The organism is Streptomyces sp. Pv4-95, from assembly GCF_045782725.1.
Classification (GTDB): Bacteria; Actinomycetota; Actinomycetes; order Streptomycetales; family Streptomycetaceae; genus Streptomyces.
In genome coordinates this window covers 5,785,751-5,812,076 of record NZ_CP127172.1, presented here as the reverse complement: position 1 = coordinate 5,812,076, position 26,326 = coordinate 5,785,751, and the positions used below count along the sequence as shown (strand labels likewise).

22 protein-coding genes and 1 pseudogene are annotated in these 26,326 nt (G+C 73.3%); 14 read left to right on the top strand and 9 right to left on the bottom strand.

Features of this window, described 5'->3' with window-relative positions; all coding sequences use genetic code 11:
• The first annotated feature begins 35 nt into the window (after positions 1-35).
• Entirely contained in the window at positions 36-1,274 is a 1,239-nt protein-coding gene (locus QOM21_RS25445) for an acyltransferase family protein (RefSeq protein ID WP_407553341.1), read from the top strand.
• An 89-nt stretch (positions 1,275-1,363) separates the two neighbouring features.
• Here the strand turns inward: QOM21_RS25445 and QOM21_RS25440 are convergent, their stop codons facing one another.
• Both QOM21_RS25440 and QOM21_RS25435 read right to left on the bottom strand, forming a co-directional pair.
• Complete coding sequence (locus QOM21_RS25440; RefSeq protein ID WP_407553340.1) at positions 1,364-2,380, bottom strand: aldo/keto reductase; 1,017 nt, start codon at positions 2,378-2,380, stop codon at positions 1,364-1,366.
• 6 nt (positions 2,381-2,386) lie between these two features.
• The gene (locus QOM21_RS25435) at positions 2,387-2,908 is read right to left on the bottom strand and encodes a MerR family transcriptional regulator (RefSeq protein ID WP_407553339.1); all 522 of its coding nucleotides are present in this window, start codon (positions 2,906-2,908) and stop codon (positions 2,387-2,389) included.
• A gap of 176 nt (positions 2,909-3,084) precedes the next feature.
• On the opposite strand from QOM21_RS25435, the gene QOM21_RS25430 reads away from it, so the two are divergent.
• Positions 3,085-3,912 carry a serine hydrolase domain-containing protein gene (locus QOM21_RS25430; RefSeq protein ID WP_407553338.1) on the top strand — a complete coding sequence of 276 codons (828 nt, stop codon included), beginning with the start codon at positions 3,085-3,087 and terminating at the stop codon, positions 3,910-3,912.
• A 79-nt stretch (positions 3,913-3,991) separates the two neighbouring features.
• Here QOM21_RS25430 and QOM21_RS25425 read toward each other — a convergent pair whose 3' ends face one another.
• Positions 3,992-4,663 (bottom strand): pirin family protein, encoded by a 672-nt coding sequence (locus tag QOM21_RS25425; protein ID WP_407553337.1) that lies wholly within the window; start codon positions 4,661-4,663, stop codon positions 3,992-3,994.
• Positions 4,664-4,720: 57 nt separating this feature from the next.
• Between QOM21_RS25425 and QOM21_RS25420 the strand changes: the two genes are divergently transcribed.
• From QOM21_RS25420 to QOM21_RS25400, 5 genes are all read left to right on the top strand, one after another.
• The gene (locus tag QOM21_RS25420; RefSeq protein ID WP_407553336.1) at positions 4,721-5,905 is read left to right on the top strand and encodes a PucR family transcriptional regulator; all 1,185 of its coding nucleotides are present in this window, start codon (positions 4,721-4,723) and stop codon (positions 5,903-5,905) included.
• 89 nt (positions 5,906-5,994) lie between these two features.
• Positions 5,995-6,966 (top strand): ACP S-malonyltransferase, encoded by a 972-nt coding sequence (locus QOM21_RS25415; protein ID WP_407553335.1) that lies wholly within the window; start codon positions 5,995-5,997, stop codon positions 6,964-6,966.
• Positions 6,967-6,979: 13 nt separating this feature from the next.
• Positions 6,980-8,026: a ketoacyl-ACP synthase III gene (locus tag QOM21_RS25410; RefSeq protein ID WP_407553334.1), complete on the top strand. Its 1,047-nt coding sequence runs from the start codon at positions 6,980-6,982 to the stop codon at positions 8,024-8,026.
• 101 nt (positions 8,027-8,127) lie between these two features.
• The gene (locus QOM21_RS25405; RefSeq protein ID WP_018088056.1) at positions 8,128-8,376 is read left to right on the top strand and encodes an acyl carrier protein; all 249 of its coding nucleotides are present in this window, start codon (positions 8,128-8,130) and stop codon (positions 8,374-8,376) included.
• Positions 8,377-8,453: 77 nt separating this feature from the next.
• Complete coding sequence (locus QOM21_RS25400) at positions 8,454-9,719, top strand: beta-ketoacyl-[acyl-carrier-protein] synthase family protein (protein WP_407553333.1); 1,266 nt, start codon at positions 8,454-8,456, stop codon at positions 9,717-9,719.
• Positions 9,720-9,792: 73 nt separating this feature from the next.
• Here the strand turns inward: QOM21_RS25400 and QOM21_RS25395 are convergent, their stop codons facing one another.
• Both QOM21_RS25395 and QOM21_RS25390 read right to left on the bottom strand, forming a co-directional pair.
• Positions 9,793-10,668, bottom strand: coding sequence for an NAD(P)-dependent oxidoreductase (locus tag QOM21_RS25395; protein ID WP_407553332.1), 876 nt, complete (start codon positions 10,666-10,668; stop codon positions 9,793-9,795).
• Between the two features lie 75 nt (positions 10,669-10,743).
• Positions 10,744-11,238 carry a DUF3145 domain-containing protein gene (locus QOM21_RS25390; protein WP_393891995.1) on the bottom strand — a complete coding sequence of 165 codons (495 nt, stop codon included), beginning with the start codon at positions 11,236-11,238 and terminating at the stop codon, positions 10,744-10,746.
• 325 nt (positions 11,239-11,563) lie between these two features.
• Here QOM21_RS25390 and QOM21_RS25385 point away from each other — a divergent pair, with 325 nt between their 5' ends.
• The 3 genes from QOM21_RS25385 (at position 11,564) to QOM21_RS25375 (ending at position 14,410) form a co-directional block, all read left to right on the top strand.
• Complete coding sequence (locus QOM21_RS25385) at positions 11,564-12,490, top strand: SGNH/GDSL hydrolase family protein (RefSeq protein WP_407553331.1); 927 nt, start codon at positions 11,564-11,566, stop codon at positions 12,488-12,490.
• A gap of 50 nt (positions 12,491-12,540) precedes the next feature.
• On the top strand, positions 12,541-13,602 hold the full coding sequence (locus QOM21_RS25380; RefSeq protein WP_407553330.1) for an aldose epimerase family protein: 1,062 nt from the start codon (positions 12,541-12,543) through the stop codon (positions 13,600-13,602).
• 106 nt (positions 13,603-13,708) lie between these two features.
• Positions 13,709-14,410, top strand: a complete 702-nt coding sequence (locus tag QOM21_RS25375) for a DUF4097 family beta strand repeat-containing protein (protein ID WP_407553329.1) — start codon at positions 13,709-13,711, stop codon at positions 14,408-14,410.
• Between the two features lie 42 nt (positions 14,411-14,452).
• On the opposite strand, the gene QOM21_RS25370 is transcribed toward QOM21_RS25375, so the two are convergent.
• Positions 14,453-16,969 carry a beta-glucosidase family protein gene (locus QOM21_RS25370; protein WP_407553328.1) on the bottom strand — a complete coding sequence of 839 codons (2,517 nt, stop codon included), beginning with the start codon at positions 16,967-16,969 and terminating at the stop codon, positions 14,453-14,455.
• Positions 16,970-17,100: 131 nt separating this feature from the next.
• Between QOM21_RS25370 and QOM21_RS25365 the strand changes: the two genes are divergently transcribed.
• The 4 genes from QOM21_RS25365 to QOM21_RS25350 all read left to right on the top strand — a co-directional run bounded on the left by QOM21_RS25365 (position 17,101) and on the right by QOM21_RS25350 (position 21,622).
• Positions 17,101-17,757, top strand: a complete 657-nt coding sequence (locus tag QOM21_RS25365; RefSeq protein WP_407553327.1) for a TetR/AcrR family transcriptional regulator — start codon at positions 17,101-17,103, stop codon at positions 17,755-17,757.
• 109 nt (positions 17,758-17,866) lie between these two features.
• Positions 17,867-19,201 carry a pyroglutamyl peptidase gene (locus QOM21_RS25360; RefSeq protein ID WP_407553326.1) on the top strand — a complete coding sequence of 445 codons (1,335 nt, stop codon included), beginning with the start codon at positions 17,867-17,869 and terminating at the stop codon, positions 19,199-19,201.
• 79 nt (positions 19,202-19,280) lie between these two features.
• A complete protein-coding gene (locus QOM21_RS25355) occupies positions 19,281-20,711 on the top strand; it encodes a nitrilase-related carbon-nitrogen hydrolase (RefSeq protein ID WP_407553325.1) in 1,431 nt (476 codons plus the stop codon).
• Positions 20,711-21,622: an ornithine cyclodeaminase family protein gene (locus QOM21_RS25350; protein ID WP_407553324.1), complete on the top strand. Its 912-nt coding sequence runs from the start codon at positions 20,711-20,713 to the stop codon at positions 21,620-21,622. The genes QOM21_RS25355 and QOM21_RS25350 overlap by 1 nt, the downstream gene beginning before the upstream one ends.
• A 66-nt stretch (positions 21,623-21,688) precedes the next feature.
• On the opposite strand, the gene QOM21_RS25345 is transcribed toward QOM21_RS25350, so the two are convergent.
• From QOM21_RS25345 to QOM21_RS25335, 3 genes and pseudogenes are all read right to left on the bottom strand, one after another.
• Positions 21,689-22,597 carry a ribokinase gene (locus QOM21_RS25345; protein ID WP_407555804.1) on the bottom strand — a complete coding sequence of 303 codons (909 nt, stop codon included), beginning with the start codon at positions 22,595-22,597 and terminating at the stop codon, positions 21,689-21,691.
• A gap of 68 nt (positions 22,598-22,665) precedes the next feature.
• Positions 22,666-24,587: pseudogene (locus QOM21_RS25340) on the bottom strand (substrate-binding domain-containing protein).
• Complete coding sequence (locus tag QOM21_RS25335; RefSeq protein ID WP_407553323.1) at positions 24,580-26,259, bottom strand: sugar ABC transporter ATP-binding protein; 1,680 nt, start codon at positions 26,257-26,259, stop codon at positions 24,580-24,582. Before QOM21_RS25335 ends, QOM21_RS25340 begins: the two are co-directional and overlap by 8 nt.
• Between the last annotated feature and the right edge of the window lie 67 nt (positions 26,260-26,326).

Here is a 26,326-nt window from a genome sequence, read left to right as displayed (position 1 = left end):
ACCGCCCGCCGTCACTTCTCACCCGAGGACGCCTCATGGCCACCGCACTTGGTACTCCATTGCGCCGTACGGTCCGCGGCGCGGTCCACGCGATCGAGGACCGCACCCCCGCACATCGCGACCGCGCCCTCGACGGCCTGCGCGCCCTGGCGCTGCTCGCCGTGCCCACCGGCCACTGGCTGCTCGGCGGGTTCACCCTCGACGCGCAGGGCGCGCTGCACAACGCGAGCCCGCTGTCCGCCTCCGGCTTCCTCGCGCCCGCCAGTTGGGTGCTCCAGATGCTCGGGATCTTCTTCCTGGTGGGCGGCCACGCCTCGGTGCTGTCGCTGCGCCGCCACACGGAACGGGGCGGCTCCACCGGTGTCTGGCTGCGCGGCCGGCTGCTGCGGCTGGGCCGCCCGGTGCTCGCGGTCACCGCCCTCTGGGCGATGCTGATCCCCGTCCTGTACGCCCTGGGAGTGCCGGAGCCGACGCTGCGGACCGGGGCGACGCTGGTCATCCAGCCCCTGTGGTTCGTCGGGGTCTACGCGGTGGTCACCGCACTGACGCCGTACTGCCTGCGTGCCGCGGGGCGGTGGGGCGCCTGGGCAGCGGCTCCGCTGCTCGCCGCGGTCGCCCTCGTCGACCTGCTGCGCTACGGACCGCTCGCCGATGCGATGCCGTCCTGGCTGAGCCTGCTCAACCTGCTCCCCGGGTGGCTGTTCGCCTACCAACTCGGCGTCTCCTGGGGAGAGAAGCGGCTCGGCGCACGCACCGCCCTGTCGCTGCTGATCGGCGGTGCCGCCCTCTTCGCCGCGCTGCTGCTGTTCTTCCACTACCCGGCGAGCATGGTCGGCGTGCCCGGTACGTCCCGTACCAATTCGCACCCGCCGTCGCTGCTGGTCCTGGCGCTGGCCGCGGCGCAGTCGGGCGCCGCGATCCTGCTCCGCGACCGGCTCGCACGGCTCCTGCGCAGGCCCGCCCTGTGGGCCCCGGTCGTGGTCATCAACCTCTCGGCGATGACGATTCTGTGCTGGCACCAGACGGCGATGCTCTCGGCCGCGGTGCCCGCGTCCTTCGCCGGCACGGTGCCCGGCCTCACGATGGCGCCCGACACCGCGGGCTGGGTCCTCGTCCGGCTCGCCTGGCTCCCGGTCTTCGCCGCCGCGCTGCTCCTGATCGGCGCTGCCACCCGGCGTTTCGAGGCGCCCTGGACGGGTGCCACCCGCTTCCGGCGGGCCCTGGCGGCCGTCCTCGCCGCGTGCTTCGGGGCCTTCGCCCTCGGGCTGGCGTGACCCCGCGCCACCGGGGCGGCAGCGGTGGCGGGGGGTCACGGCGGCGAAGGCCGGAGCGCAGAGCCGAACGTACCGGCGGCGGGCCGGAGTTACTCCCGCCCGGCCGAGGTGTGCGTCATGTCCGCGTACCGCTCGCCGACGACCTGTCCAGCGATCGGCTCCAGCAGCGCGAGGTCCTCCTTGCTCAGCGCGATCCGCGTGGCGGCGGTGTTCTCCTCGATCCGGCTGCGCTTGCGCGTGCCGGGGATCGGCACGACGGCCGGCCCACGGGCGTCGGCCTGCTGCTGCAGCCATGCCAGCGCGACCTGGCCGGGCGTCGCGCCATGGGCCTTGGCGACCTCGCGGACCGGCTCCAGCAGGGCGGCGTTGGCGGTCGCGTTGTCGCCGGTGAAGCGGGGCTGCTGACGCCGGAAGTCGTCCTCGGTCAGCTCCTTGTCGGCGCTGACGAACGAGCCGGTCAAAAAGCCGCGGCCGAGCGGCGAGTAGGGGACGAAGCCGACGCCGAGCTCCGCCGCGGCCGCCACCACGCCGTCCTCGACGTCACGGCTGAACAGCGACCACTCGGACTGCAGGGCCGCGATCGGGTGCACCGCCTGCGCGGCACGCAGTTCGGAGCCGGTCACCTCGCTCAGCCCCAGGTGCTTGACCTTGCCCTCGGCGACCAGCTCGGCCATCGCGCCGACCGACTCCTCGATCGGGACCTGCGCATCGCGGCGGTGCATGTAGTACAGGTCGATCGCGTCCACGCCGAGGCGCCGCAGGCTGGCCTCGACGGACTGCCGGATGTAGGCGCGGTCGTTGCGTATGACGCGCTGCGCCGGGTTGTCTGGGTCGTAGGACAGTGCGAACTTCGTGGCGAGGACCACCTCGTCGCGGTGCTCCTTCAGGAACGGGGCGAGGAACTTCTCGTTCTCCCCCATGCCGTACACGTCCGCGGTGTCGTAGAGCGTCACGCCGAGTTCCAGCGCGCGCTCCAGCGTGGCCCGCGCCTCGTCGGCGTCGGTCGGGCCGTAGGCGAAGCTCATCCCCATGCAGCCGAGCCCCTGCACCCCGACCCGCGGGCCGCCGGTCCCCAGCTCGACCGTCTCGATCTTCTCGCTACCCATGGAGCCTCAGAACCTCTCGGACGCCCGTCGGGCGTCGGCATAGATGTCGATCTTGTAGTCGAGTACGTCCAGCGTGCTCTGCAGCTCCGCGATGCGCTGCCGTACGTCCTCGCGGTGCGCGGTCAGCAGCTGCTCACGCGCGGCGAAGGTGGACTCGCCGGCCCGCACCATCTCGGCGTAGCGGACCATGTCCGCGACCGGCATGCCGGTCAGCCGCAGCTTGGTCACCAGGCTCAGCCAGTCCAGGTCACGGTTGGTGAAGCGGCGCTGCCCGGTGTGCGTGCGGTCCACGTGCGGCATCAGGCCGATCCGCTCGTACCAGCGCAGGGTGTGGGCGCTCAGCCCGGTGTGGCCTGCCACCTCGCTGATCGTGTACTGGTCACGGCCGGCGGGCCGCGGATGGGCGGCAGGTGCGGAGCAGTCGCGCACCGGGCCTCCCGGTCCGTCCGGGCGGCCGGGCGCCGTCCCCTGCCGGTCCTCGGTCGCCGGCACCCCGCTCACCACGGTTTCGCTGTGTGTCACCGTCATACCGCGTCTCCCCCTTCTGGTCCTCCGCCCGCGCCCATCGCGCCGGGACGCCTGTGAGCTGCCGCGTGCGGATCACCGGTCGCCGGATCCTCTCGACGTCTTCAACGCTAGAGACTTCGAGTGCACTCCAAGCAAGCGCAGACTTGACCGGGAATTGGGGGCGTTAGGCTCGGCACATGCTGAGCCTGCGGATGATCGAGAACTGGCCGGTGCCCACCGCTGCGGCCGCCGTCGTACGTGCCGATGGCACCGTGGCCGGATCCTACGGACCCCTGGACCACCGCTTCCCGCTGGCGTCCGTCACCAAGCCGCTCGCCGCCTACGCCGTGCTGCTGGCCGTGGAGGAGGGCGCCGTCGAGCTGGACGAGCCGGCGGGACCGGAGGGGTCCACGGTGCGTCATCTGCTCGCGCACACCTCCGGCCTGGCCTTCGACGAGCAGCGCACGTCGGCCGAGCCGGGCACCCGCAGGCTGTACTCCAACTCCGGCTTCGAGGTGCTGGGCGACCACCTCGCGAAGGCGACCGACATCCCCTTCGCGCAGTACCTCCACGAAGCCGTCCTCGAACCGCTCGGCATGACCGCCACCGAGCTGCCCGGCTCGCCCGCCAAGGACGGCGTCTCCACGGTCGCCGACCTGATCCGGTTCGCCGCCGAGCTCCAGGCGCCGCGGCTGCTCGCCCCGCAGACCCTCGCCGAGGCGACGTCGGTGGCGTTCCCCGGCGTGACCGGCGTCCTGCCCGGCTACGGCCACCAGCGGCCCAACGACTGGGGCCTGGGGTTCGAGATCCGCGACGGCAAGGCACCGCACTGGACGGGCGCCTTCTCCTCGCCGCGCACCTTCGGCCACTTCGGGCAGTCCGGCACCTTCCTGTGGGTCGACCCGGAGGCGGGCGCGGACGGTCGCGGCGCGGCCTGCGTCGCGCTGACCGACCGGGCCTTCGGTCCGTGGGCGGTCGAGGCATGGCCGCCGCTGACCGACGCCGTCCTCGCCGAACTGGGCTGAGCGACGGCCACGGGGCCCGGCGCGCGCACCTTTGACGGCGTCCGGGCCCCGCGGCCGTACCGGCATCCGCCGGCCCGCCTCACCCGTGGCTCGGCTCCGGACCCATCTCCCAGATCAGGCACTCGGCCTCGGCCACGCCCCGCAGCTCCAGCCCGTCCGCGTCCGTGATCCGTGCCGCGTCACCGGCGTCCAGCCGCTCCGCGCCGATGCGTACGCCGCCCCGCACCACGTGCACATACGCCCGCGCGGCATCCGGGACCGCGGTGCGCTCACCGTCGGCGAGGCGCCGGACGTGCAGCATCGCGCCAGCGCCCGGAACCGCGTAGGGAGTGCCGTCGGCGATGCCGCGCACCACCTCGTACGACGGGTCCCCGCCGACGGCGTCCGGCGTCAGCCACATCTGGACGAAGCGCAGCGGGCGGTCCGCGTCGTTGCGCTCGACGTGCCGCACACCGCCCGCGGAGCTGAGCCGCTGGAGATCGCCGGGCCGTACCGTCGTCCCGTTGCCCGTGGAGTCGCGGTGCGTCAGCTCGCCCTCGACGACCCAGGTCACGATCTCGGTGTCGCGGTGCGGATGCTCGTCGAAGCCGGCGCCGGGCGCCAGCCGCTCCTCGTTGCAGGCGATCAACGCGCCGAAGCGCAGATTGTCGGGATCGTAGTGCGGTCCGAAGGAGAACGCGTGCAGGGACTCGATCCCGGCGTCCGTGTCGTTGTCGCGGTAGCGTTCCTCGGCCCTGCGCACCTGAATCATCCCGCCACCGTAGCCCCGCCGCACACCCCCCTCGCCCCGATAGTGCAGGCTTGTCCCGTGTCTGAACCCGCTTCGCGCGACGCGCACCCGCACTACGCGACCCTCCGCCGCCTGGAGCAGTCGGCCGGCAAACTGGCGGCCGCGGCCATCGCCCGCATGGACGCCACGCTGCCGTGGTACCGCGCGATGCCACCGGAGAACCGCTCGTGGATCGGACTGGTGGCGCAGGCCGGTATCGCGGCGTTCACCGAGTGGTTCCGGCATCCCGAGACGCCCCAGGCGATCAGCACCGACGTCTTCGGCACGGCGCCCCGTGAGCTGACCCGCGCGATCACGCTGCGCCAGACCGTGGAGATGGTGCGGACCACCATCGAGGTCATGGAGTCCGCGATCGACGAGGTCGCGGCGCCGGGCGATGAGTCCGTGCTGCGCGAGGCCCTGCTGGTCTACGCCCGGGAGATCGCCTTCGCCACCGCCCAGGTCTACGCGCAGGCGGCCGAGGCGCGCGGCGCGTGGGACGCCCGGCTGGAGTCCCTGGTGGTCAACGCGGTGCTGTCCGGGGAGGCCGACGAGGGCGCCGTCTCCCGCGCGGCGGCACTGGGCTGGAACTCCCCCGAACACGTCTGCGTACTGCTCGGCACGGCCCCCGACGGGGACAGCGAACTGACCGTCGAGGCGATCCGGCGGGCCGCCCGGCACGCCAAGCTCCAGGTGCTGACCGGCGTGCTCGGCACCCGGCTGGTGGTGATCGCGGGCGGCTCGGACAACCCCCTCAAGGCCGCGAAGTCACTGATCGGCCCGTACGCCGCCGGCCCCGTCGTGGCCGGCCCGGTGGTCTCCGACCTGCTGGCCGCGACCCGCTCCGCGCAGGCCGCGGCCGCCGGACTGCGGGCGTGCGCCGCCTGGCCGGACGCCCCGCGGCCGGTCCTGGCCGACGATCTGCTGCCCGAGCGCGCGATGGCCTCCGACCCGGTCGCGCGGGACCAGCTGGTGGAGGAGATCTACAGACCACTGGAGGAGGCGGGGTCGGCGCTCCTGGAGACGCTGAGCGTCTACCTGGAGCAGGCGAGCAGCCTGGAGGGGGCCGCCCGGATGTTGTTCGTGCACCCCAACACCGTGCGCTATCGGCTGCGACGTGTGACCGACGTCACCGGCTGGTCGCCATCGGATGTGCGCTCCGCGTTCACCCTCCGTATCGCCCTGATCCTGGGGCGTCTGGCCGACGGCGAGACGCAACTCTAGACTTTTGTCGGACACCAACAATTACCCCGATGGTTCTTCGTCCCTGTCCCCACGGGCGGGCGGGACCTCCCGCAAGAGAGAGTGTGAGGGTGCTCGTACTCGTCGCTCCCGGCCAAGGCGCTCAGACGCCCGGCTTCCTGACCCCCTGGCTCGACCTCCCCGGTGTCGAAGACCGGCTCCGTGAGTGGTCCGACGCCATCGACCTGGACCTGGTCCACTACGGCACGAAGGCCGACGCGGACGAGATCCGCGACACCGCGGTGGCCCAGCCGCTGCTGGTGGCGGCCTCCCTGGTCTCCTCCTGGCAGCTGTTCGCCACCGCCGAGGACTTCACCGCACGGGTCGGCGCCACCGCCGGCCACAGCGTCGGCGAACTCGCCGCCGCCGCGCTGGCCGGCACGCTCTCCGAGGCCGCCGCGATGTCGCTGGTGCGCAAGCGCGGGCTGGCCATGGCCGAGGCCGCGGCCGTCACCGAGACCGGCATGGCCGCGCTGCTCGGCGGCGACGAGGCCGCGATCCTGCCGCACCTGGAGAAGCTGGGGCTGACCCCGGCCAACATGAACGGCGCGGGCCAGATCGTCGCCGCGGGCACGGCCGAGCAGATCGCCGCCCTGGTCGACGACAAGCCGGAAGGTACCCGTCGGGTCGTACCGTTGAAGGTGGCCGGCGCGTTCCATACTCACCACATGGCGCCTGCTGTCTCGACCCTGGAATCCGCGACCGCCGATGTGTCGGTCGCCGATCCGCACACCCGCTACGTCTCCAACAAGGACGGGCAGGTGGTCACCTCCGGCCAGGATCTGGTGACGCGGCTGGTCGGCCAGGTGGCCAACCCCGTGCGCTGGGATCTGTGCATGGAGACCTTCAAGGAGCTCGGCGTCACCGGGCTCATCGAGGTGAGCCCGGGCGGCACGCTCGTGGGCCTCGCCAAGCGCGCCCTGCCCGGCGTGCAGACCCTCGCCCTCAAGACGCCCGATGACCTCGACGCGGCGCGCGCGCTGATCGCCGAAGTGACATCCGCTGCTGAGGCAGGGGCCGACACCGCTGCACCGGCCGAATAGGAGCGCCCCGCGCATGACATCGAAGATCAAGCCCGCTAAGGGTGCCCCGTACGCGCGGATCATGGGCGTCGGCGGCTACCGCCCGACGCGCGTGGTGCCCAACGAGGAGATCCTCAAGCACATCGACTCCTCCGACGAGTGGATCCGCTCGCGGTCGGGCATCGCCACCCGCCACTGGGCGAGCCCGGAGGAGACCGTCGCCACCATGTCGGTGGAGGCGTCCGGCAAGGCCATCGCCGACGCCGGCATCACGCCCGAGCAGATCGGCGGCGTGATCGTCTCCACGGTCTCGCACTTCAAGCAGACCCCGGCCGTCGCGACCGAGATCGCCCACCGCATCGGCGCGGGCAAGCCGGCCGCGTTCGACATCTCGGCGGGCTGCGCCGGCTTCGGCTACGGCCTGACGCTCGCCAAGGGCATGGTCACCGACGGCTCGGCGGAGTACGTCCTGGTCATCGGCGTGGAGCGGCTCTCGGACCTGACCGACCTGGAGGACCGCGCGACGGCCTTCCTCTTCGGTGACGGCGCGGGCGCCGTGATCGTCGGCCCCGCCGGCGAGCCGGCGATCGGCCCGACCGTCTGGGGCTCGGAGGGCGACAAGTCCGAGACGATCAAGCAGACCGTGGCCTGGGACGCCTACCGCACCACCCCGGTGCCCGGCGGCGAGGGCCCGGAGCAGCGCACCGCTCCGCAGGACATCCGCTACCCCGCCATCACGCAGGAGGGGCAGGCCGTCTTCCGGTGGGCGGTGTTCGAGATGGCGAAGGTCGCCCAGCAGGCGCTGGACGCGGCCGGAGTCAGCCCGGAAGACCTGGACGTCTTCATTCCGCATCAGGCCAACATGCGGATCATCGACTCGATGGTGAAGACGCTCAAGCTGCCGGAGAGCGTCACGGTCGCCCGTGACGTGGAGACCACCGGCAACACCTCGGCCGCCTCGATTCCGCTCGCCATGGAGCGGCTGCTGGCGACCGGACAGGCCAAGAGCGGCGACACCGCGCTGGTCATCGGCTTCGGGGCGGGTCTCGTCTACGCCGCGACGGTCGTTACCCTCCCCTAGGCAAGGATCTGCGCAGCGCCCTACGTCTTCGTACGATTCGGCCGCTGTACAGGGCTTCACCGCATAACCGCAGTTTTTCCCCTATATGAAGGAGCGCCATCATGGCCGCCACCCAGGAAGAGATCGTCGCCGGTCTCGCCGAGATCGTGAACGAGATCGCCGGGATCCCCACCGAGGACGTCCAGGTGGACAAGTCCTTCACCGATGACCTGGATGTCGACTCGCTGTCCATGGTCGAGGTCGTCGTCGCCGCCGAAGAGCGCTTCGACGTGAAGATCCCGGACGACGACGTCAAGAACCTCAAGACGGTCGGCGACGCGACCGAGTACATCCTGAAGCACCAGGGCTGATCCAGCCCCTGCGCATGTCGCCACCCCGCGGTGGCGCCGTCGATTCAGACCCCTCTACCCGTGGAGTAAGAATTCCCGTGAACGCGACCAATCGCACCGTGGTCGTCACCGGTATCGGCGCAACCACACCGCTGGGTGGCGACAGCGCTTCGACCTGGGAGGCGCTGCTCGCCGGTCAGTCCGGTGTCGGCACGCTCGATCAGGACTGGGCCGCTGACCTGCCCGTCAAGATCGCCGCACAGGCGGCCGTGGACCCGTCGGAGGTCCTCCCCCGGGCGCAGGCCCGCAAGCTGGACCGCTCCGCGCAGTTCGCGCTGATCGCGGCCCGCGAAGCGTGGGCGGACGCCGGTTTCACCGCCAGGGCCGGTGAGGACCCCTCCGTCGACCCCGACCGGCTCGGCGCCGTCATCGCCTCCGGTATCGGTGGCGTGACGACCCTGCTCGGCCAGTACGACGTGCTGAAGGAGAAGGGCGTACGCCGCGTCTCCCCGCACACCGTGCCGATGCTGATGCCCAACGGCCCGTCCGCCAACGTCGGCCTGGACGTGAACGCCCGCGCGGGTGTGCACACCCCGGTCAGCGCCTGCGCGTCCGGTTCCGAGGCGATCGGCTACGCCATCGAGATGATCCGTACGGGCCGTGCCGACATCGTCGTCGCGGGTGGTACGGAAGCGGCCATCCACCCGCTGCCGATCGCCGCGTTCGGCAACATGATGGCGATGTCGAAGTCCAACGACGACCCGCAGGGTGCCTCCCGCCCCTACGACTCGGCGCGCAACGGCTTCGTCCTCGGTGAGGGCGCGGGCGTCATCGTGCTGGAGTCGGCCGAGCACGCCGCCAAGCGCGGTGCCCGGGTCTACGCCGAGGCCGTCGGCCAGGGCATCTCCGCCGACAGCCACGACATCGTGCAGCCCGAGCCCTCCGGCAACGGCATCGCGCACGCCCTGCAGAACCTGCTCGACTCCAGTGACCTGGACCCGGCCGAGCTGGTGCACGTCAACGCGCACGCCACCTCGACCCCGCAGGGCGACCTGGCCGAGCTGAAGGCGCTGCGCAAGGTCTTCGCCGACGACGTCGACCACATGGCGATCTCCGGTACGAAGTCGATGACGGGCCACCTCCTGGGTGGCGCGGGCGGCGTCGAGACGGTTGCCTCGATCCTGGCGCTGTACCACCGGGTGGCACCGCCGACGATCAACATCGAGAACCTCGACCCGGAGGCCGACGCGGACATCGTCCGCGACGAGCCCCGCAAGCTCCCCGCCGAGGGCCGCATCGCCGCGCTGAACGACTCGTTCGGCTTCGGTGGTCACAACGTCGTGCTGGCGTTCCGCACCATCTGATCGCTGAGTACGTCCCGAGGGCCCGCCCGGTCGCACCGACCGGGCGGGCCCTCGGCGTGTCCCGCCGCCCCGGTCAGCCGCCGGCCGCGGCGAAGTACACGGCCGCGCCGTCCTCCTCGCCGTGCCCGAGTTCCTCCGACCGCCGGAGCTGCTCCGCCGCCGCCTCCGCCAACCCCAGCCGTACGCCGGCCTGCCGGGCCGCCTCGGTGATCAGCCGGGCGTCCTTGCGCGCCGCGGACACCGTGAAGCTCGGCGGGTAGTCGCCGGAGAGGATCAGCTCGGCCTTCATGTGCAGGTAGGGCGCGTCGAGCGGCCCGCCGGCGACGGCGGCGAGGAAGTCCCGCGGGTTCACGCCGAGCCCGTCCGCGAGCGCGAGCGCCTCGCCGGTGCCGTTGATGAGGGTCAGCACCCAGCTGTTGAGGACCAGCTTGAGGCGGCTCGCGGCCCCGGCCGCACCGTCCTCGCCGACCCACTGCGTGGCGCGCCCGACGATGTCGAAGATCTTCGCCGCCCGCACCCGCACCTCCGGGGGGCCGGCCGCCAGGACCGTCAACTCACCCTTCTCCGCGGGCGCTTTCGTGCCCAGGACGGGGGCGTCCACGAACACGAGCCCGTGCTCCCGGGCGAACGTCGCGAGCGGGGCGATCCCGTCGATCCCCACCGTGCTCATCTGGAGCCACAGCGTGCCGGCGGCCGGCCGGGGGACGGCCTGCCGCAGGGCGTCGAGCACGGCGGGGCCGTCGAGCAGCATCGTGAGCACGACCGCAGCGCCGTCCACCGCCTCGCCCGGGGTGTCGGTGACGCGGACCCCGTCGGCGGCCAGCGGTTCGGCCTTGGCGCGGGTGCGGTTCCAGGCGCGGACGTCCAGGCCGGCGCGGGCGAGGTGACGGGCCATCGCGCTGCCCATGATTCCGGTGCCGAGCACCGCCACTGAGGTGTTGTCAGCCATGGCCGCACGCTATGGCGTGGAGCGGGCTCGAAGGCAAGCGCGACACCGGCGGGGCCGGCCCCGCCGGAGGCGGCGTCAGACGACCTGGTGCAGCCAGCGGACGGGGGCTCCCTCGCCGGCGTAGCGGAACGGCTCCAGCTCGTCGTCCCAGGGCTTGCCCAGCAGCTTGGACACCTCGGCGGCCAGTTCGGTTTCGCCGCGCGCCGAGCGGGCGACGGCGGCCCGCAGCCGGTCCTCGGGGATGAGGATGTCGCCGTGGATGCCCGTGACTGCGTGGAAGATGCCCAGGTCGGGGGTGGCGCTGTAGCGCTCGCCCTCGGCGGTGGAGCAGGGTTCCGCGGTCACCTCGAAGCGCAGCAGGTGCCATCCGCGCAGCGCGGAGGCCAGCTTGGAGGCCGTGCCCACCTCGCCCTGCCAGGAGAACTCCGCTCTCCAGGTGCCGGGGGATGCCGGCTGGCGGATCCAGTCGAGATTGACGCGCACGCCGAGGACGCCCGCCACGGCCCATTCGACGTGCGGGCACAGCGCGCGCGGAGCGGAGTGGACGTACAGAACTCCACGTGTCGTCACCGGGACCTCCAGTGCGGTTCGAGGTTCGCCTTCCCCAGCGGCCTCGTGCCCGTTCCGGATGCGGTCGGGACAGCTGCTGACATTCTGCCCCAGTGATCACTTCGGCACCAGCATGCGAGGTGACCTACAGTAAACACCATGAGACGTAATTTGCCGCAAAAGGGACAGGAAATGACGTGATGTAATTTATCTGAGCCGACTGCACATGCCCTTCAGATCACCGCCCGCCAGGCATGGGGCAAAGCTACCGCGCGGTGCCGATCGACCGGGTGACGTACCGTCGGTACCGGAAGAGATATCACCCGCACGCCTGAGGGGACAGGGGATGACGCAGATCGATCGGCGCTTTCGCCCTCGGCGTGACCGGCCCTCCGCCCGCGTTCCCCTCACCGCGGCCGCCACCGGCGCCGCGCTGCTGGTCAGCCTCGCCGGCTGCTCCTCCGACGACAACTCCGCCTCTCCGCATGCCAGCTCGACGGTCACACACCCGACCGTCAAGGCAGGGCCCGTCTGGAAGACCACCCCCCGGTCGATCGCCGCGCTCGGCGACTCCATCACGGTCGGCTTCGACGCCTGCACGGTGCTCTCCGACTGCCCCGAGGTCTCCTGGGCCACGGGTACCGACCCCAAGGTCGACAGCCTCGCCCGGCGGCTGCTGAAGAACCCCGCCAAGCACAGCTGGAACTACGCCAGGACCGGCGCGCTGATGAGCGACCTCCCGGACCAGGTGGACCAGGCCGCCCGCCGCGACCCCGAACTCGTCACGGTCCTCATCGGTGCCAACGACGCCTGCCGCAACGATGTGCGCGCGATGACGCCCCGGGCCTCCTTCCGCGCCGACTTCGCGGCGTCGATGAAGAAGCTGCGCCGCGCCCTGCCGCACACCCAGGTCTATGTCGCCGCGGTACCCGACCTGTTGCGGCTGTGGTCCGAGGGCCGCAAGAACCAGCTGGGCAAGCAGGTGTGGAAGCTGGGGATCTGCGGGGCGATGCTGCGTGACCCGGACGATCTGACGAAGGCGGCGGAGGACCGGCGCCTGGAGGTCCGGGACCGCGTGATGGAGTACAACACCGCGCTCAGGGACGTGTGCCGCGAGGACCCGCTGTGCCGCTTCGACGCCTCCGTCTTCGACTACCGCTTCACCGGACGGCAGTTGAGCACCTGGGACTGGTTCCACCCGGGGCTGCACGGCCAGCGGGAACTGGCGGCGCTGGCCTACCGCGCGATCACCCGCGAGGAAGCGCCGGCCTAGAGCGGGCCCGGGAGAGCGGGTGGCGCGCCGGCGGGCATAGGCTCGCGGCCATGAGCACGCAGGTCGGCACGGAACTCTTCGGCACGCTGCACGACGGCACCGCCGTCCACCGCTGGACGCTGGAATCGGGCGGGCTGCGCGTCGCGGTCCTGACGTACGGCGGCATCGTGCAGAGCATCGAGACCCCGGACCGGGACGGGAAGTCCCGCCAGGTGGCGCTGGGTTTCGCCGGTCTCGCGCCCTACGCGGCGGACGGCGGCTCGTACTTCGGCGCGCTGGTCGGGCGCTACGCGAACCGGATCGCCGGGGCGTCCTTCGCACTCGACGGCCGGACCCACTCGCTCGCCGCGAACGCCGGGCCGCACAGCCTGCACGGCGGGCCGCGGTGCTTCTCCCGCCAGGTGTGGGACGCCCGGCCGGTCGAGGACGGCGTGGAGTTGCACCGCGTCAGCCCCGACGGGGAGGAGGGTTTCCCGGGCCGTCTCGACGTACGCGTGACGTACACCGTGAGCGGCGGCGACGCGCTGCGCATCGCCTACCGGGCGCGCACCGATGCCCCGACGGTCGTGAACCTCACCAACCACACCTACCTCAACCTCGGGGGTGAGGGCAGTGACAGCGCCGAGGGCCATCTGCTGCGCCTGGCCGCGTCGCGCTACACGCCCGGCGACGACACCGGCATCCCGCTGAGCGGCGAGCCGGCAGATGTCGGCGGTACCCGCTTCGACTTCCGTGCGGCGCGCGTGGTCGGCCGCCCCTACGACCACAACTTCGTCCTGGACGGCGGGGTGACAGCCGCGCCCCGCACCGTCGCGGAGCTGTACGACCCGGTATCCGGCCGGGCGTTGGAGCTGGCCACCACCGAACCGGGTCTCCAGCTCTACACCGCCGACCATCTCGACGGCTCCCTCACCGGCGCCTCGGGGGCTCCGTACGGCCCGGTGGCCGGGCTCGCGCTGGAGACCCAGCACTTCCCCGACTCACCGCACCGCCCGGACTACCCCAGCACCGTCCTCCGCCCCGGTGAGACCTACCGCTCGGAGAGCGTCTACACCTTCTCGACGCGGCCCCGGGACCACCGAACCCCGGAGAACGCCTCGGCCCACCCCTAGGGGTGGGGCCGGTGAAGGTCATCCGCTTCGGGGACGAACGGGGCGGGCGGGGGCTGAAGGATGGGTGCGGTCACTTCAGCCGCCTGCCTCCGGGAGACCTCTCGCCATGACCCGCCTGCGCCCGTTCCGTCTCGTCCTGCCGTGCGCCGCCTCGGCCGTCCTGATGACCGGCTGCTCGCTGACGAGCCTCGGCCCGGCCACGAAGGCGGAGCGTACCTACGGTGTGGACGGCGCGGTCACCGCCCTGGCCACGACGACGCACGGCGGAGACATCGAGATCGTGCCGGTGGACGCCGGCGGCTCCGTCAGGGTGACGGAGAAGTACGTCTACGACGAGCGGAAGCCGGCCCCGACGCACTCGCTCAAGAGCGGCAGGCTCACCCTGACGGCCGACGACTGTGACGACGCGGAGGGCCGCTGCGAGGTGAGTTACAAGGTGCTGCTGCCGCGCGGCGCCTCGGTCGATCTGCACACCAGCGGCGGCGACATCACCGTCCGGGGAGCCGCCGGCGGCATCGCGGCGGAGACCAGCGGCGGTGACATCACCGTCGAGGACTCCGCCGCCCGCACGGCGAAGGTGAAGACCAGCGGCGGGCACGTCGACGTCGCCCTCACGGCGGTCCCCGACGAGGTGTCGGGCAGGAGCAGCGGAGGGGACGTCACCATCCGCCTGCCGAAGGGGTCCTACGCGGTCGACGCCTCCACCAGCGGCGGCAGCCGCAAGGTCGCCGTCCCCAGCGACGGCGGATCCGCGCACACCGTGGAGGCGAAGACCAGCGGCGGCGATGTGTCGGTGGTGCCCTCCTGAGCGGGGCGTGGTTCGCCGCGGGACCGGCGACGCCGTCGCTCCTCACTCCCCGCCGACGGTGATCTCCACGGCCAGCCGTGGGTCCTCCACGCTGTGCGCCGCCTCGACGCGGTAGACGCCCGGCACCCGGACCCAGCGGCCCTCCGGGTGCCGGATCTCGAAGGCGCGCTGCGGCAGCGGGATCTCGGTCTCGATGCTCTCTCCGGGGCCGGCCTCGACGGTGGCGAAGCCCGCCAGCCAGCGGTCGGGCCGTTCGAAGCCTTCCTGGATGCCGCTGTCCAGCGGGGCCAGATAGATCTGCACGACCTCTCGGCCGGCCCGCCTCCCCGTGTTGCGCAGCCGGACCCGGACCGACTCCGCGGTGGCCTCCAGCGCTTCGTACTCCCAGTCGGTGTAGCCCAGGCCGTGGCCGAAGGCGTACGCGGGTTCCTTCCCGGACCGCTGCCAGGCCCGGTAGCCGATGAACAGGCCCTCGGAGTACGCGAGAGCGCCGTCCTCGGGGGTGACGCGGGTGACCGGGGCGTCCTCCAGGCGGGCCGGCCAGGTGGTGGGCAGGCGGCCGCCCGGTTCGTGGGCGCCGAGCAGGACATCGGCCAGCGCCACGCCGGCCTCCTGGCCGGGGAACCAGCTCAGCAGTACCGCCGGGACCGCCGCGCGCCACGGAAGCTCCACCGGGGAGCCGGAGTTGACCACCACGACGGTGTGCGGGTTGGCGGCCGCGACCCGGGTGACCAGCTCGTCCTGACGGCCCGGCAGCCGCAGATGGGTACGGTCGAAGCCCTCGGACTCGACCTCCTCGGTGGTCGCGACGACCACCACCGCGACATCGGCGGCGGCCGCCGCGCGGACCGCCTCCTCGATCCCGTCCGCCGCGTCGCCCCGCGGCGGGCGGTGCCCGAGGGCGAAGTTCAGTGCGTCGATGTCCGAGCCGAGCCCCAGGCCGGCCGGTACGAACCGCAGCGTGACCGCGACCCGCTCACCGGCCGTCAGCGGCACCCGCACCCGCCGCTCGACCGGATGCATGAACGCTTCGAAGGGGTCGCCGCCCTCGGGAGCGCAGCGGTCGTCGAAGAGGACCGCGCCGTCGACGGTCAGCCGCAGCGCGCCCGTGCCGGAGACGGCGAGGGTGTGGCTGCCGGTGGCCTCGGGAGTGAAGCTGCCGGTCAGTTCGACCGCGCCGAGCGTCTCCTGGGTGACGCCCTCGGGGAAGCTCCCCATCACCATCACCCCGCCGTCGGACCGGGGCTCCTCGACGAGGAGCTGCCCGTCCGCGGTGAGGTAGCGGACGCGCAGCGTGAAGCCGTCGCGGGCCTGGGGGACGCGGGTGCGGGGGTCCGCGCCGGCGGCGAAGGTGACCTCGACGTCGTCGGGGAGCGCGGCGCACAGCCCCGCCAGCGGGGAGACGACGCGCTCGGGGAAGACCGTGGCGGAGCCGCCGCCGAGCACCCGGGCGTCGCGGGCGGCCGCCCCGATGACGGCGACCTTGCGGACGGCGGCCGCGTCGATCGGCAGCGCCCGCCGCGCGACGCCCACCGGCTCGTTCCGCACCAGGACGAAGGAGCGCCGGGCGATTTCGCGGGCCGTCTCCGGGCCGTCGATCCCCTGCGGTACGTCCTCGGGGCCGACCGCGGCGGGCACTCCTGCCAGGCAGCCGGTGCGGGCGGCGAGCAGCAGCACCCGGCGGACCGCGGCGTCGACCTCGGCCTCGGCCACCTCCCCCGCGCGCACGGCGGCGGCGAGCGGGGCCCCGAAGACGGTGCGGGGGCCGGGCATGGCGATGTCGAGCCCCCCGCGCAGGGCGCGCACGGTGTGGCGGGCGGCCGTCCAGTCGGAGACGTTGCAGCCGTCGAAGCCCCATTCGCCGCGCAGGACGTCGTTGACGAGGTGGTGGTGCTCGGTCATCGTCGAGCCGTTGACCTGGTTGTAGGCGGTCATGACGCCCCAGGGGCGGGCGTTTTCGACGAGGTGCGCGAAGGGCGCGAGGTAGAGCTCGTGCAGGGGGCGCGGGGCGATGCGGTTGTCGACGGTGAGCCGGTCGGTCTCGGCGTCGTTGCCGACGAAGTGCTTGACCGTCGTGCCGACGCCGCCCTCCTGCACGCCGCGGACGTACCCGCTGCCGATCGCGCCGGTGAGCAGCGGGTCCTCGGAGTAGCACTCGAAGTGGCGGCCGCCGAGGGGCGAGCGGTGGAGGTTGACGGTCGGGGCCAGCAGAACGTGGACACCCTTGCGGCGGGCTTCCTGGGCGAGGAGGTGTCCGGCGCGGCGGGCGAGTGCGGGGTCCCAGGTCGCGGCCAGCGCCGTGGGGCTGGGCAGCACGACCGAGTGGTCCCGCGCGCTCCACTCCTGGCCGCGCACCCCGACGGGCCCGTCGGACAGCACCATGGACCGCAGCCCGATGGCGGGGACGGCCGGCAGCGTCCACATGTCCTGGCCGGAGAGCAGCGCGGCCTTGGTGTCGAGGTCGAGCGCGGCGAGCGCCTTCTCCACCGCCGCGGCCTGCGCGGCCGCGCGGCCGTTCGCGGCGGTGGCGCGGGGGTCGGCGTGGGGCTGGTCGGACATATGGCACTCCCTGCGTGTGCGGGCGGTCCCTCGGGCGCATCCTTCCGCACCTACCGAGTGCGTGGTAGGCATCGTTATCGTAGCGTTACCGTGCTCCCCGGTCAGTCCCTCTGCGGGGTTACGCTCGGCCGGTGACCGGGAGAGAGCAGAGCCCGCCCCGCGGCACCCGGCGGGGCGGCGGGCGGGAGGCACAGCGCGCCGAGCGGCGCGAGGCCATCCTGCGGGCCGCCATGGAGCTGATCGCCGAACGGGGCTACCGCAGCACGTCGCTGGCCGCCGTCGCCGAGCGTGCGGGGCTGACCCAGCAAGGACTGCTGCACCACTTCCCGAACAAGGAGCTGCTGCTGGTCGGCGTCCTGGAGGCCCGCGACCGCTGGGACCTGGCCTCCGCCGCCGCGGCCTCCGGCGCCGGGAGCACCGATCTCCTCGCGCAGCTCGTCGACTACAACGCCACCCGCCCCGGCCTCGTCCGCACCTATACGGTCCTGTCCGGCGACAGCGTCACCGAGGGCCACCCCGCCCGCGCGTTCTTCGAGTCCCGGTTCCGGGCGGTGCGGGAGGCACTGGCGGACGCGCTGCGGTCGGAGTTCGGCGACGTGCTGCCGGGGGGACTGACGCCGGAGCGGGCCGCGCCGCTGCTGGTCGCCGTGATGGACGGACTGCAGCTCCAGTGGCTGCTGGACCCGGAGAACGTCGACATGCCGGCGTCGTTCCGGGACTTCCTGGCGCTGCTCGGTGCGGGTGCGGAGCCGGCCGCGAAGCCCGACGGCCCGCCGCAGGCCACCTGAGCGGTCGGCGGCCGGGCTGGTGGCACCGGGAGGCCGCCCGGAGCGGCGGCCGTTCGCCAACTCCCCGCCCCCTACCGCCCCATGGCACCCACCGGCTTTACTCACCCCCATGAGACCCCTACGCACCAGGCTGAGCGCGCTCGGTGTCGCGCTGCTCGCCGCCGCACCCCTGTCCCTGACGGCCCCGGCCACGGCGGCCCCTGGCTCCCCCACGGGTGCTTCCGCCGCCACGGTCGAGGAGGAACGCCTGCCGCAGGCCGCCCCGCAGGAGATTCTGCGCCGCAGCGGATTCGACCGGTGGCAGCCGCAGTTCGCCCGCGGACTGGCACAGGTGACGACGTACCCGGAGGCGAAACGGTACGTCGCGGGTGAAGGGCGCGCGCTGTGGGAGCGGGCGGTGGACCGGGTGCAGGGGCGCGGTCCGGCGGGCGGGGACCTGAGCCGGGACGACGACCGGCCGCTGTACTGGGCCCGGCTCACCATGACCAGGGAACTACGGGCGTGGCAGCCGGGCTTCGGTCTGTCGGCTGATCAACGAGCCGCGTTGCTGGGATCGTTGGAGCGGACCTCGCGCGGTCAGGACTCGATCGACCTGCCCGCGGGCCGACGCGTTCTGCGGGTGGTCGTGACCGGTTTCGACCCCTTCCAGCTGGACGCCGACGCGCGCCGGAGCAACCCGTCGGGGGCCGCGGCGCTCGCCCTGGACGGGACGACGGTGCGCACCGCGTCCGGGCGCCCGGCACGGATCGAGACGGCAGTCTTCCCCGTGCGGTGGGCGGACTTCGCCGGGAGCCCCGCGCGCTCCTCGGACAGTGGCCTGGCGGAGACCGTGGAGCGCACCCTGCTGCCGCACGTCCGGCGCGGGCCGCGGCAGGCGGACCTGTTCACCACCGTCAGCCAGGGCGGGCCGGGCCGGTTCGACGTCGAGCGGACCAACGGGGCCTGGCGCGGCGGCTATCCGGACAACGCGCGGGTGTCCCGTACCGAAACCGTCCCGATCCCGGACGGCGTGCCGACGGTGCGGCCGCAGCCGCAGTGGACGACCACCAGCCTGCCCTACCGGCAGATCGTCGCCGCGGGCACCGGGCCCTTCCCGGTGATCGACCACACCACCGTCACGGAGATACCGGCCGGTGGCAGCACGCCGGTCGAGCGGCCGGACGGCCCGACGCCGGGTTCCGCCGCCCGCGCCGGGGGCGGCGGCAACTACCTGTCCAACGAGATCGCCTACCGGGCGACGCTGCTGCGGGACGCGGTGCGGCCTTCACTCCCGGGCGGGCATCTGCACACGCCGGTGCTGGCGTTCGGCGCAGGCAACACCGACCCGGCGGACGGAGAGGTGACCGACCCGGACTTCGTCCACAACCGGACGGCGATCACCGGGCAGGTGCGGGAGATCGTGACGGTGGCGGCCTCGGCGGTGGACGCAGGCGCACGGCGGTAGGCCGGTAACGCGGGCGGGCGGGAACCTGCAGAGGTCGCGGCCTCTCCCGCCCGCCCGCTGTGCCGGGCATCATGGGCGGATGATCATTGCTGCCGCACAGTTCACGCCGGTCCCGGGCAACATCGAGGCCAACGCCGCACGGATGGCCTCTCTCGTCACCGAGGCGGCGGCGCGCGGCGCCGGTCTGGTGGTCTTCGCCGAACTGGCCCTGACGCAGTACGACCTGCCGGCGATAGCCGCCGATCCGCGGCTCACGGTCGCGCCGGACGACCCGCGGCTGGAACCTGTGCGGCAGGCGTGCCGGGCGGCGGGGGTGGCCGCCGTGGTCAACGCGCCGGGCCGCGCCGCCGCGGACGGTGCCGGGCCGACCATCGCCTCGTTCGTCCTCGGACCGGACGGCGCACTGCTCACCCGCTACGACAAGCGCCATCTGTTCGGGGCGGAGAACGACCTCTTCGTCCCGGGCACCGCCGACGGCCGGTTCACCCTGGGCGGCATCCGGTTCGCGCTCGCCACCTGCTACGACACGGGATGTGCCGAGGTGGCGGCGCGGGCCGCGGCGGACGGCTGCCGGGTGTTCCTCGCCTCCTCCTTCCACGGCTCGGCGGACCGGGTGGCGCGGTACGCGGACCTGGCCGCCGAACACGGCCTGCACGTGGTGCTCGCCAACGGGGCCGGCGTCGGCAGCGCCGGGCGGGGGTGCGGGCTCAGCGGCACCTGGCTGCCCACCGGAGAGCGGGAGGCGGCGGCCGGCGGCGGAACGCGGACCGCCCCGGACGGCGGTGCGGAGCTGGTGCTGAGCGATGTGCGGGACCGGATCACGTTGATGGCCGATCCGGCGGTCGCCGCGATCCCCGTCAAGGAGTGCGGCGAACCGCTGCTCGACGTACGGTCCGCGGCGCCCGCGCTCGTCGTCTCCGGCCTCAAGGCCGAGACCGACGACGCGGGCGGCACGGGTGACGAGGGGGACGAGGCGCCGGAGGACGGTGCCTACGCCCGGCTGCGCGAGGGGGTGCTGCGACGGCTGCTGGCGGCCCAGGCGTCCCTGCCGGACGGGCTGCGGCTGCAGTTCGTCGAGGGCTACCGGCCACCGGCCCTGCAGCGCCGCTACTTCGAGGAGTACACGCACGAACTGCGCGCCGCCCACCCCGGCTGGGACGCCGCCCGGCTGCACTCGGCCGCGAGCCGCTACGTCTCCCCGCCGGACATCGCGCCGCACAGCGCGGGCGGCGCGGTCGACGTCACCCTCGTGACCGCCGACGGCGGGGAGGTCGACATGGGGACGCCGATCAACGCCTCCCCCGAGGAGAGCGCCGGCGGCTGCTACACGGGCGCGCCCGGCCTGTCGCCCGCCGCTCGCGCCAACCGGCGGGTGCTGAGCGCGGCCCTGGCCGCGGCAGGGCTGGTCAACTACCCCACCGAGTGGTGGCACTGGTCCTACGGCGACCGCTACTGGGCCCTGATGACCGGCGCCGACCACGCGCTGTACGGGCCGAAGGAGCCGGCCTGATGACCGCGCCGCTGCTGCTCGGCGACGCCGAGGTCCGCGACCGCCTCGACCCGGCGAGCGCCGTGGCGGCCGTCCGGCACGCACTGCTGGAGCATCACGCGGGCCGGCTGGCCGCGCCACCGCGGCTGCACGCCCCGCTCGGCTCCGCGGAACTGGTGTTCACCGTCGGCGAGCTGGCCGGGGACGGGCTGCACGGCTTCCGGGCGTACGGCACGCAGGGGCACGGCGCCCAGCTGGTGGCGGTGTGGGACAGCGCGAGCGGGGAGCTGGCCGCGGTGGTGCACGGCCGGGAGCTGGGGCCGCGCAGGACCGGCGCGATCGGCGCGGTGGCGGTGGAGGCGCTGGCCCGCCCCGGCGCGTCCCGGCTGGCGCTGATCGGGACGGGACCGCAGGCATGGACGCAGCTGTGGGCGCTGTCCGCCGGCCCGCACCGGCCCGCGGAGGTGACGGTGTTCGGGCGCCGGACGGAGCGTGCGGAACGGTTCGCGGAACGGGCCCGCACCGAACTGGGGCTCGCGGTGCGGGCGGCCGGTTCGGCGCGCGAGGCGGTGCGCGACCGTGAGGTGGTGATCGTGGCGACGAACAGCCCGGCCCCGGTCCTGGACGCGGACTGGATCGCCCCTGGCACCCACCTGAGCACTCTGGGGCCCAAGACGACCACCCGCTACGAGATTCCGCCCGAGCTGGCCCGGCGCGCCGCGGTCGTCGTCACCGACTCCCTTGCGCAGTGCGGACGTTACGGCGCCGACCACCTGCTGGGCCCCGCGCCGATGGCGGAACTGGGCAGCGTGCTGGCGGGGGCGGCCCCGGGCCGTACCGCTGACGAGGACATCACGCTGTTCTCGTCCGTCGGCCTGGCCGGTACGGAAGTGGCGGTGGCGGCCGCGCTGATGCGGGCCTGCGGGGCGTAGCGCGATGCGTGTGCCTGCGGCAGGCGGGCCGGCGGCCGGCCCGCGCCGCCGCCGGTCCACCGCGGCTCAGCCTTCCGGGAGTTCGTCCAGCTCCGCCAGGCTCGGGTAGGAGGGCTGGGCGCCCGGCTTGGTGACGGCGGCGGCGCCGACGCGCACCGCGAAGCGGGCCGCGTCGGGCAGGGAGTCGCCGCGGGCCAGGCGGGTGGCCAGAGCGCCGGTGAAGGCATCGCCCGCGCCGGTGGTGTCGACCGCCCTGACCGCGACGCCCGGCGCCCGGCTCACTCCCGAGGCGTCCAGCACCAGCGCGCCGTCGCCGCCGAGGGTGATGACGACGGAGCGGGCACCCCGTTCCCGCAGGGCCTGTGCCCACTGCGACGGCTTGCCGTCGGTGAGCCCGGACAGTCGCCGTGCCTCGTGTTCGTTGACCACCAACGGGTCGGCGGCCGCGAGCAGTTCGGGGGCCAGGTCGTCCGGGGCCGGGGAGGGGTTCAGGACGACGCGGGTACCTGCCTCCTCGGCCAGCGCTGCGGCCGCCCGCACGCTCTCCATGGGGATCTCCAGCTGGAGCGAGACCACCGAGGAACCGGCGATGATGTCCTTGGCCGCGCCCACGTCCTGCGGGGTGAGGGCGGCGTTGGCACCGGGTGAGACCACGATGCTGTTGTCGCCGTCGGGGCTCACGATGATCATCGCGGTGCCGGTGCGCGCCGTCTCGTCCACGATGACCGGTCCGACGTCCGTGCCGGCCGAGCGCTGGGCGGCCAGCAGCAGCGCACCGTAGGCATCACCGCCGACCCGCGCCAGCAGCGCCGTGCGGGCACCGAGCCGGGCGGCCGCTGCGGCCTGGTTGGCGCCCTTGCCGCCGGCCGATTCGACCAGATCCGCGCCGAGCACGGTCTCGCCCGCGCCGGGCCGCCGCTCCACCCGTACCGTCAGGTCCGCGTTGGCCGAGCCGACCACCAGGACGTCGTACATGTGCTGCTCTCCCATTTTCGTCTCACCCGTTGTCGCCGGCGGCCCGGAACCGTGCCGGACCGCCGTCCTCAGCCGTCGAACTTCGCGGCGTTGTCCGCCGTCACCAGCACCACAGGCACCTTGACCGACGTCGGCAGCTTCTCACCGTGAGCGGCCTTCAGCGCCCAGTCCACGGCCTGCTTGCCGAGGAGTTCGGGCTGCTGGGCCACGGTCGCGGTCAGGGTGCCCTTGCGGACGGCGGTGATGCCGTCCGGCGTGCCGTCGAAGGCCACCACCTTGACGTCCTTGCCGGACCTGCCGCCGAGCGCCTTGGACGCACCCAGCGCCATCTCGTCGTTGGCGGCGAACACCCCGCCGATGTCCCGGTGCGCCTGGAGCATGTTGGACATCACGTCCATGCCCTTCGTGCGGTCGAAGTCCGCGGGCTGCCGGGCGACCACCTCGATGCCGGGGTACTTCTTGATGGCCTCCTCGAAGCCCCGGCCGCGCTCCCGTGCGGCGGAGGTGCCGGGCTGGCCCTCCAGGAAGGCCACCTTGCCCTTCCCGCCGAGTGACGCGGCCAGCGTCCTGGCGGCGAGCCGGCCACCGGCGACGTTGTCGGAGGCGATGGTCGAGCCGACCTCGCCGCCGTTGACACCGCGGTCGATGGAGATCACCGGCACCTTGGCCCGGTTGGCGACCCCGACGGCCGGTACGGCGGCGTCGGAGTCGACCGGGTTGATGATGGCCGCCTTGACGTCCTGGCTGGTGAACGTCTCCATCTGGTTGATCTGCTGGGTGGGGTCGTTCTGCGCGTCGGTGATGTTGATCTTCAGTCCGCGGGCGTCCGCCTCGGCCTGCGCGCCTTCCCTGATGCCCACGAAGAACGGGTTGTTCAGGGTCGAGAGCGCGAGGCCCAGATCGGTGTCGCCACCGCGGTCACAGCCGGCCAGTCCGAGGGCGACGACCGCGGCCGACCCCGCCGCGAGGGCCCTGATGATCCGGGCCCTCATCGGGCGCTCCGGCGCCGCAGCGTGTCCAGGAGCACCGCGAGCGCGATGACCAGCCCGGTGGCCACCTGCTGCCAGAAGGCCGAGACGCTCAGCAGGTTGAGGCCGTTGCGCAGGACGGCGAGGATCAGCGCGCCGATGAGCGTGCCGGACGCCTTGCCCGAGCCTCCGGAGAGGCTCGCCCCGCCGATGACGACGGCGGCGATGGCGTCGAGTTCGTAGCCGCCGGCGGCCTGCGGCTGCGCGGAGGTGAGCCGGGCCGCCAGGACGATGCCGGCGACCGCGGCGAACAGGCCGGACAGCGCGTAGATGACGAGCTTGCGGCGCTTGACGTTGATGCCGGAGAGGCGAGCCGCCTCCTCGTTGCCGCCGATCGCGAACATCGCGCGGCCGGAGTACGTACGGGCCAGCACCAGGGCCGCGATCAGCCCCATGGCGGCCATCACCAGGACGGGCACCGGCAGCCAGCCGCCGAGCGTGTCACCGAGCGCACTCAGGGAGGTGGGGAAGGGGGTCGGCGCGCCACCGGAGATGACCAGCGCCAGGCCGCGGCCCACCGAGAGCATCGCCAACGTGGCGATGAAGGCGGGCAGTTTGCCGTAGGCGACCAGCGCGCCGGAGACCAGTCCGGCCGCCGCGCCGACCGCGAGGCCCAGCAGCACCGCGACGACGACGGGCAGGCCGTCGCCGGAGGCCGCCCATGCGGTCACGGTGGCGGACAGCGCGGCGACCGAGCCCACGGAGAGGTCGATACCGGCCGAGACGATCACGAACGTGACGCCGAAGGCGAGGATCGCGGTGACCGACGCCTGCACGCCGACGTTGAGGAGGTTCTGTCCGTTGAGGAAGTCCTTGGACAGCACCGCCATCACCACGACCAGGGCGATCAGCCCGCCCAGCGGTCCGTTGCGCAGCACGGCGCGGCTGAACCACTGCCCGAACGCGGGCTCCCGGGCGGCGGGCGGTGGTGTCCGTTCGGGGGTCTTCAGCAGCTCAGTCATCGGAGCCCTCCATCGCGCTCTGACGTGGGTCGTCGGGGTGGGGTATGCCGTCCGCGGACGCGGCGGCCGGGCGGGGGACGGCGGGCTTCGGGGACTGGACGGCCAGTTCCATCACCGCGTCCTGGGTGGCCTGTCCGGCCGGGAGTTCACCGGCCAGCCGGCCCTGCGCCATCACCAGCACCCGGTCGCTCATCCCGAGGACCTCGGGCAGATCGCTGGAGATCATCAGCACCGCGCAGCCCGCCGCCGTCAACTCGTTGATGAGCTGGTAGATCTCGACCTTGGCGCCGACGTCGATACCGCGGGTCGGCTCGTCGAGGATCAGCAGCCGGGTCTCGGCCAGCAGCCATTTGCCGATGACGATCTTCTGCTGGTTGCCGCCGGAGAGCGTGCGGGTGCTCTGGCCCAGGCCGCTCATCCGGACCTTCAGCTGCCGTGCGACCTCGGCCGCGGCACGCCGCTGGCCCCCGCGGTCCACAAGACCGCCCCGCAGATCGCGGTCCAGCCTGGCCAGCGTCAGGTTGTCCTGGAGCGACGCGTCAAGGACCAGGCCCTGGCCCTTGCGGTCCTCGGGCACCAGGCCGAGCCCGGCGCGCATCGCGGCGCGGACGTCGCCGCGCGCCAGCTCCCTGCCGTCGACCTCGACCGTGCCGGCGTCGTAGCGGTCCGCGCCGAAGATCGCCCGCGCGATCTCCGTACGGCCCGCACCGACCAGCCCGGCCAGGCCGACGACCTCGCCGGCCCGCACCTCGAAGGTGATGTCCTCGAAGACCGGCCGGGCCGGTGCACCCTTGGCACCCTTCGCGCCGTGCCGGGTCAGGCCGCGCACGCGCAGGAGCGGCGCTCCGGGCTCCTCCGGGCGCTCGCGCGGGTACTGCTCGGCGATGTCCCGGCCGACCATGAGCCGGATCAGCTCGTCCTCGTCGGTGCCGGCGGGCACCTCGCCGACCGAGCGGCCGTCGCGCAGCACCGTGACCCGGTCGCCGAGGACGCCGATCTCGTCGAGGTGGTGGGTGATGAAGATGACGCCGACACCGGACGCGCGCAGTTCCCGGACGATGGTGAACAGCGTCCCCACCTCCTCGGAGGTGAGCACCGCGGTCGGCTCGTCCATGATCAGGACGCGCGCTTCGAGACTGAGGGCCTTGGCGATCTCCACCATCTGGAGCCGGGCGATGCCGAGGGCGGCGACCGGTGTGTCCGGGGAGACGTCGAGGCGTACGCGCCGCAGCAGGGCGGCGGCGCGGGTGCGCATGGTCTTCCTGTCGACGAGGCCGAGCGCGGTGCGCGGCTGCCGGCCGAGGAAGATGTTCTCGGCGACCGTCAGGCCGGGGACGAGGTTGAACTCCTGGTAGATGGTGGCGATACCGAGGCGCTCCGCGTCCTGCGCCGAGCGGATGTGCACCTCGCGCGGCCCGTCCGCCGCGCCGTCCGGGCCGTGGTCGCCGGTGGCGGCGAGGATCCTGCCCGCGTCGGGGCGGTGGGCGCCGGAGAGCATCTTGATGAGCGTGCTCTTGCCCGCCCCGTTCTCGCCGAGCAGGACGTGCACCTCGCCCGCGCGCAGGCTCAGGTCCACCCCGTCCAGCGCACGGACCCCGGGGAACGACTTCGTCACCCCCTCCACGCGCAGCAGTTCGCGGCCGCCCGGTACGTCGTCCTTGACGCCGGTCATGCGCTGCCCCTCTCTCTTCCTCGGTCGTGCGTTCTCGGGTGGTTCTCGGGTGGTTTCCGTGCCCGGT

Excerpts from the sequence above, each read along its gene's own strand:
- QOM21_RS25445 (WP_407553341.1), top strand. The coding sequence starts at position 36 with ATGGCCACCGCACTTGGTACTCCATTGCGCCGTACGGTCCGCGGCGCG.
- QOM21_RS25440 (WP_407553340.1), bottom strand. The coding sequence starts at position 2,380 with ATGGGTAGCGAGAAGATCGAGACGGTCGAGCTGGGGACCGGCGGCCCG.
- QOM21_RS25435 (WP_407553339.1), bottom strand. The coding sequence starts at position 2,908 with ATGACGGTGACACACAGCGAAACCGTGGTGAGCGGGGTGCCGGCGACC.
- QOM21_RS25430 (WP_407553338.1), top strand. The coding sequence starts at position 3,085 with ATGCTGAGCCTGCGGATGATCGAGAACTGGCCGGTGCCCACCGCTGCG.
- QOM21_RS25425 (WP_407553337.1), bottom strand. The coding sequence starts at position 4,663 with ATGATTCAGGTGCGCAGGGCCGAGGAACGCTACCGCGACAACGACACG.
- QOM21_RS25410 (WP_407553334.1), top strand. The coding sequence starts at position 6,980 with ATGACATCGAAGATCAAGCCCGCTAAGGGTGCCCCGTACGCGCGGATC.
- QOM21_RS25405 (WP_018088056.1), top strand. The coding sequence starts at position 8,128 with ATGGCCGCCACCCAGGAAGAGATCGTCGCCGGTCTCGCCGAGATCGTG.
- QOM21_RS25395 (WP_407553332.1), bottom strand. The coding sequence starts at position 10,668 with ATGGCTGACAACACCTCAGTGGCGGTGCTCGGCACCGGAATCATGGGC.
- QOM21_RS25385 (WP_407553331.1), top strand. The coding sequence starts at position 11,564 with ATGACGCAGATCGATCGGCGCTTTCGCCCTCGGCGTGACCGGCCCTCC.
- QOM21_RS25380 (WP_407553330.1), top strand. The coding sequence starts at position 12,541 with ATGAGCACGCAGGTCGGCACGGAACTCTTCGGCACGCTGCACGACGGC.
- QOM21_RS25375 (WP_407553329.1), top strand. The coding sequence starts at position 13,709 with ATGACCCGCCTGCGCCCGTTCCGTCTCGTCCTGCCGTGCGCCGCCTCG.
- QOM21_RS25370 (WP_407553328.1), bottom strand. The coding sequence starts at position 16,969 with ATGTCCGACCAGCCCCACGCCGACCCCCGCGCCACCGCCGCGAACGGC.
- QOM21_RS25360 (WP_407553326.1), top strand. The coding sequence starts at position 17,867 with ATGAGACCCCTACGCACCAGGCTGAGCGCGCTCGGTGTCGCGCTGCTC.
- QOM21_RS25355 (WP_407553325.1), top strand. The coding sequence starts at position 19,281 with ATGATCATTGCTGCCGCACAGTTCACGCCGGTCCCGGGCAACATCGAG.
- QOM21_RS25350 (WP_407553324.1), top strand. The coding sequence starts at position 20,711 with ATGACCGCGCCGCTGCTGCTCGGCGACGCCGAGGTCCGCGACCGCCTC.
- QOM21_RS25345 (WP_407555804.1), bottom strand. The coding sequence starts at position 22,597 with ATGTACGACGTCCTGGTGGTCGGCTCGGCCAACGCGGACCTGACGGTA.
- QOM21_RS25335 (WP_407553323.1), bottom strand. The coding sequence starts at position 26,259 with ATGACCGGCGTCAAGGACGACGTACCGGGCGGCCGCGAACTGCTGCGC.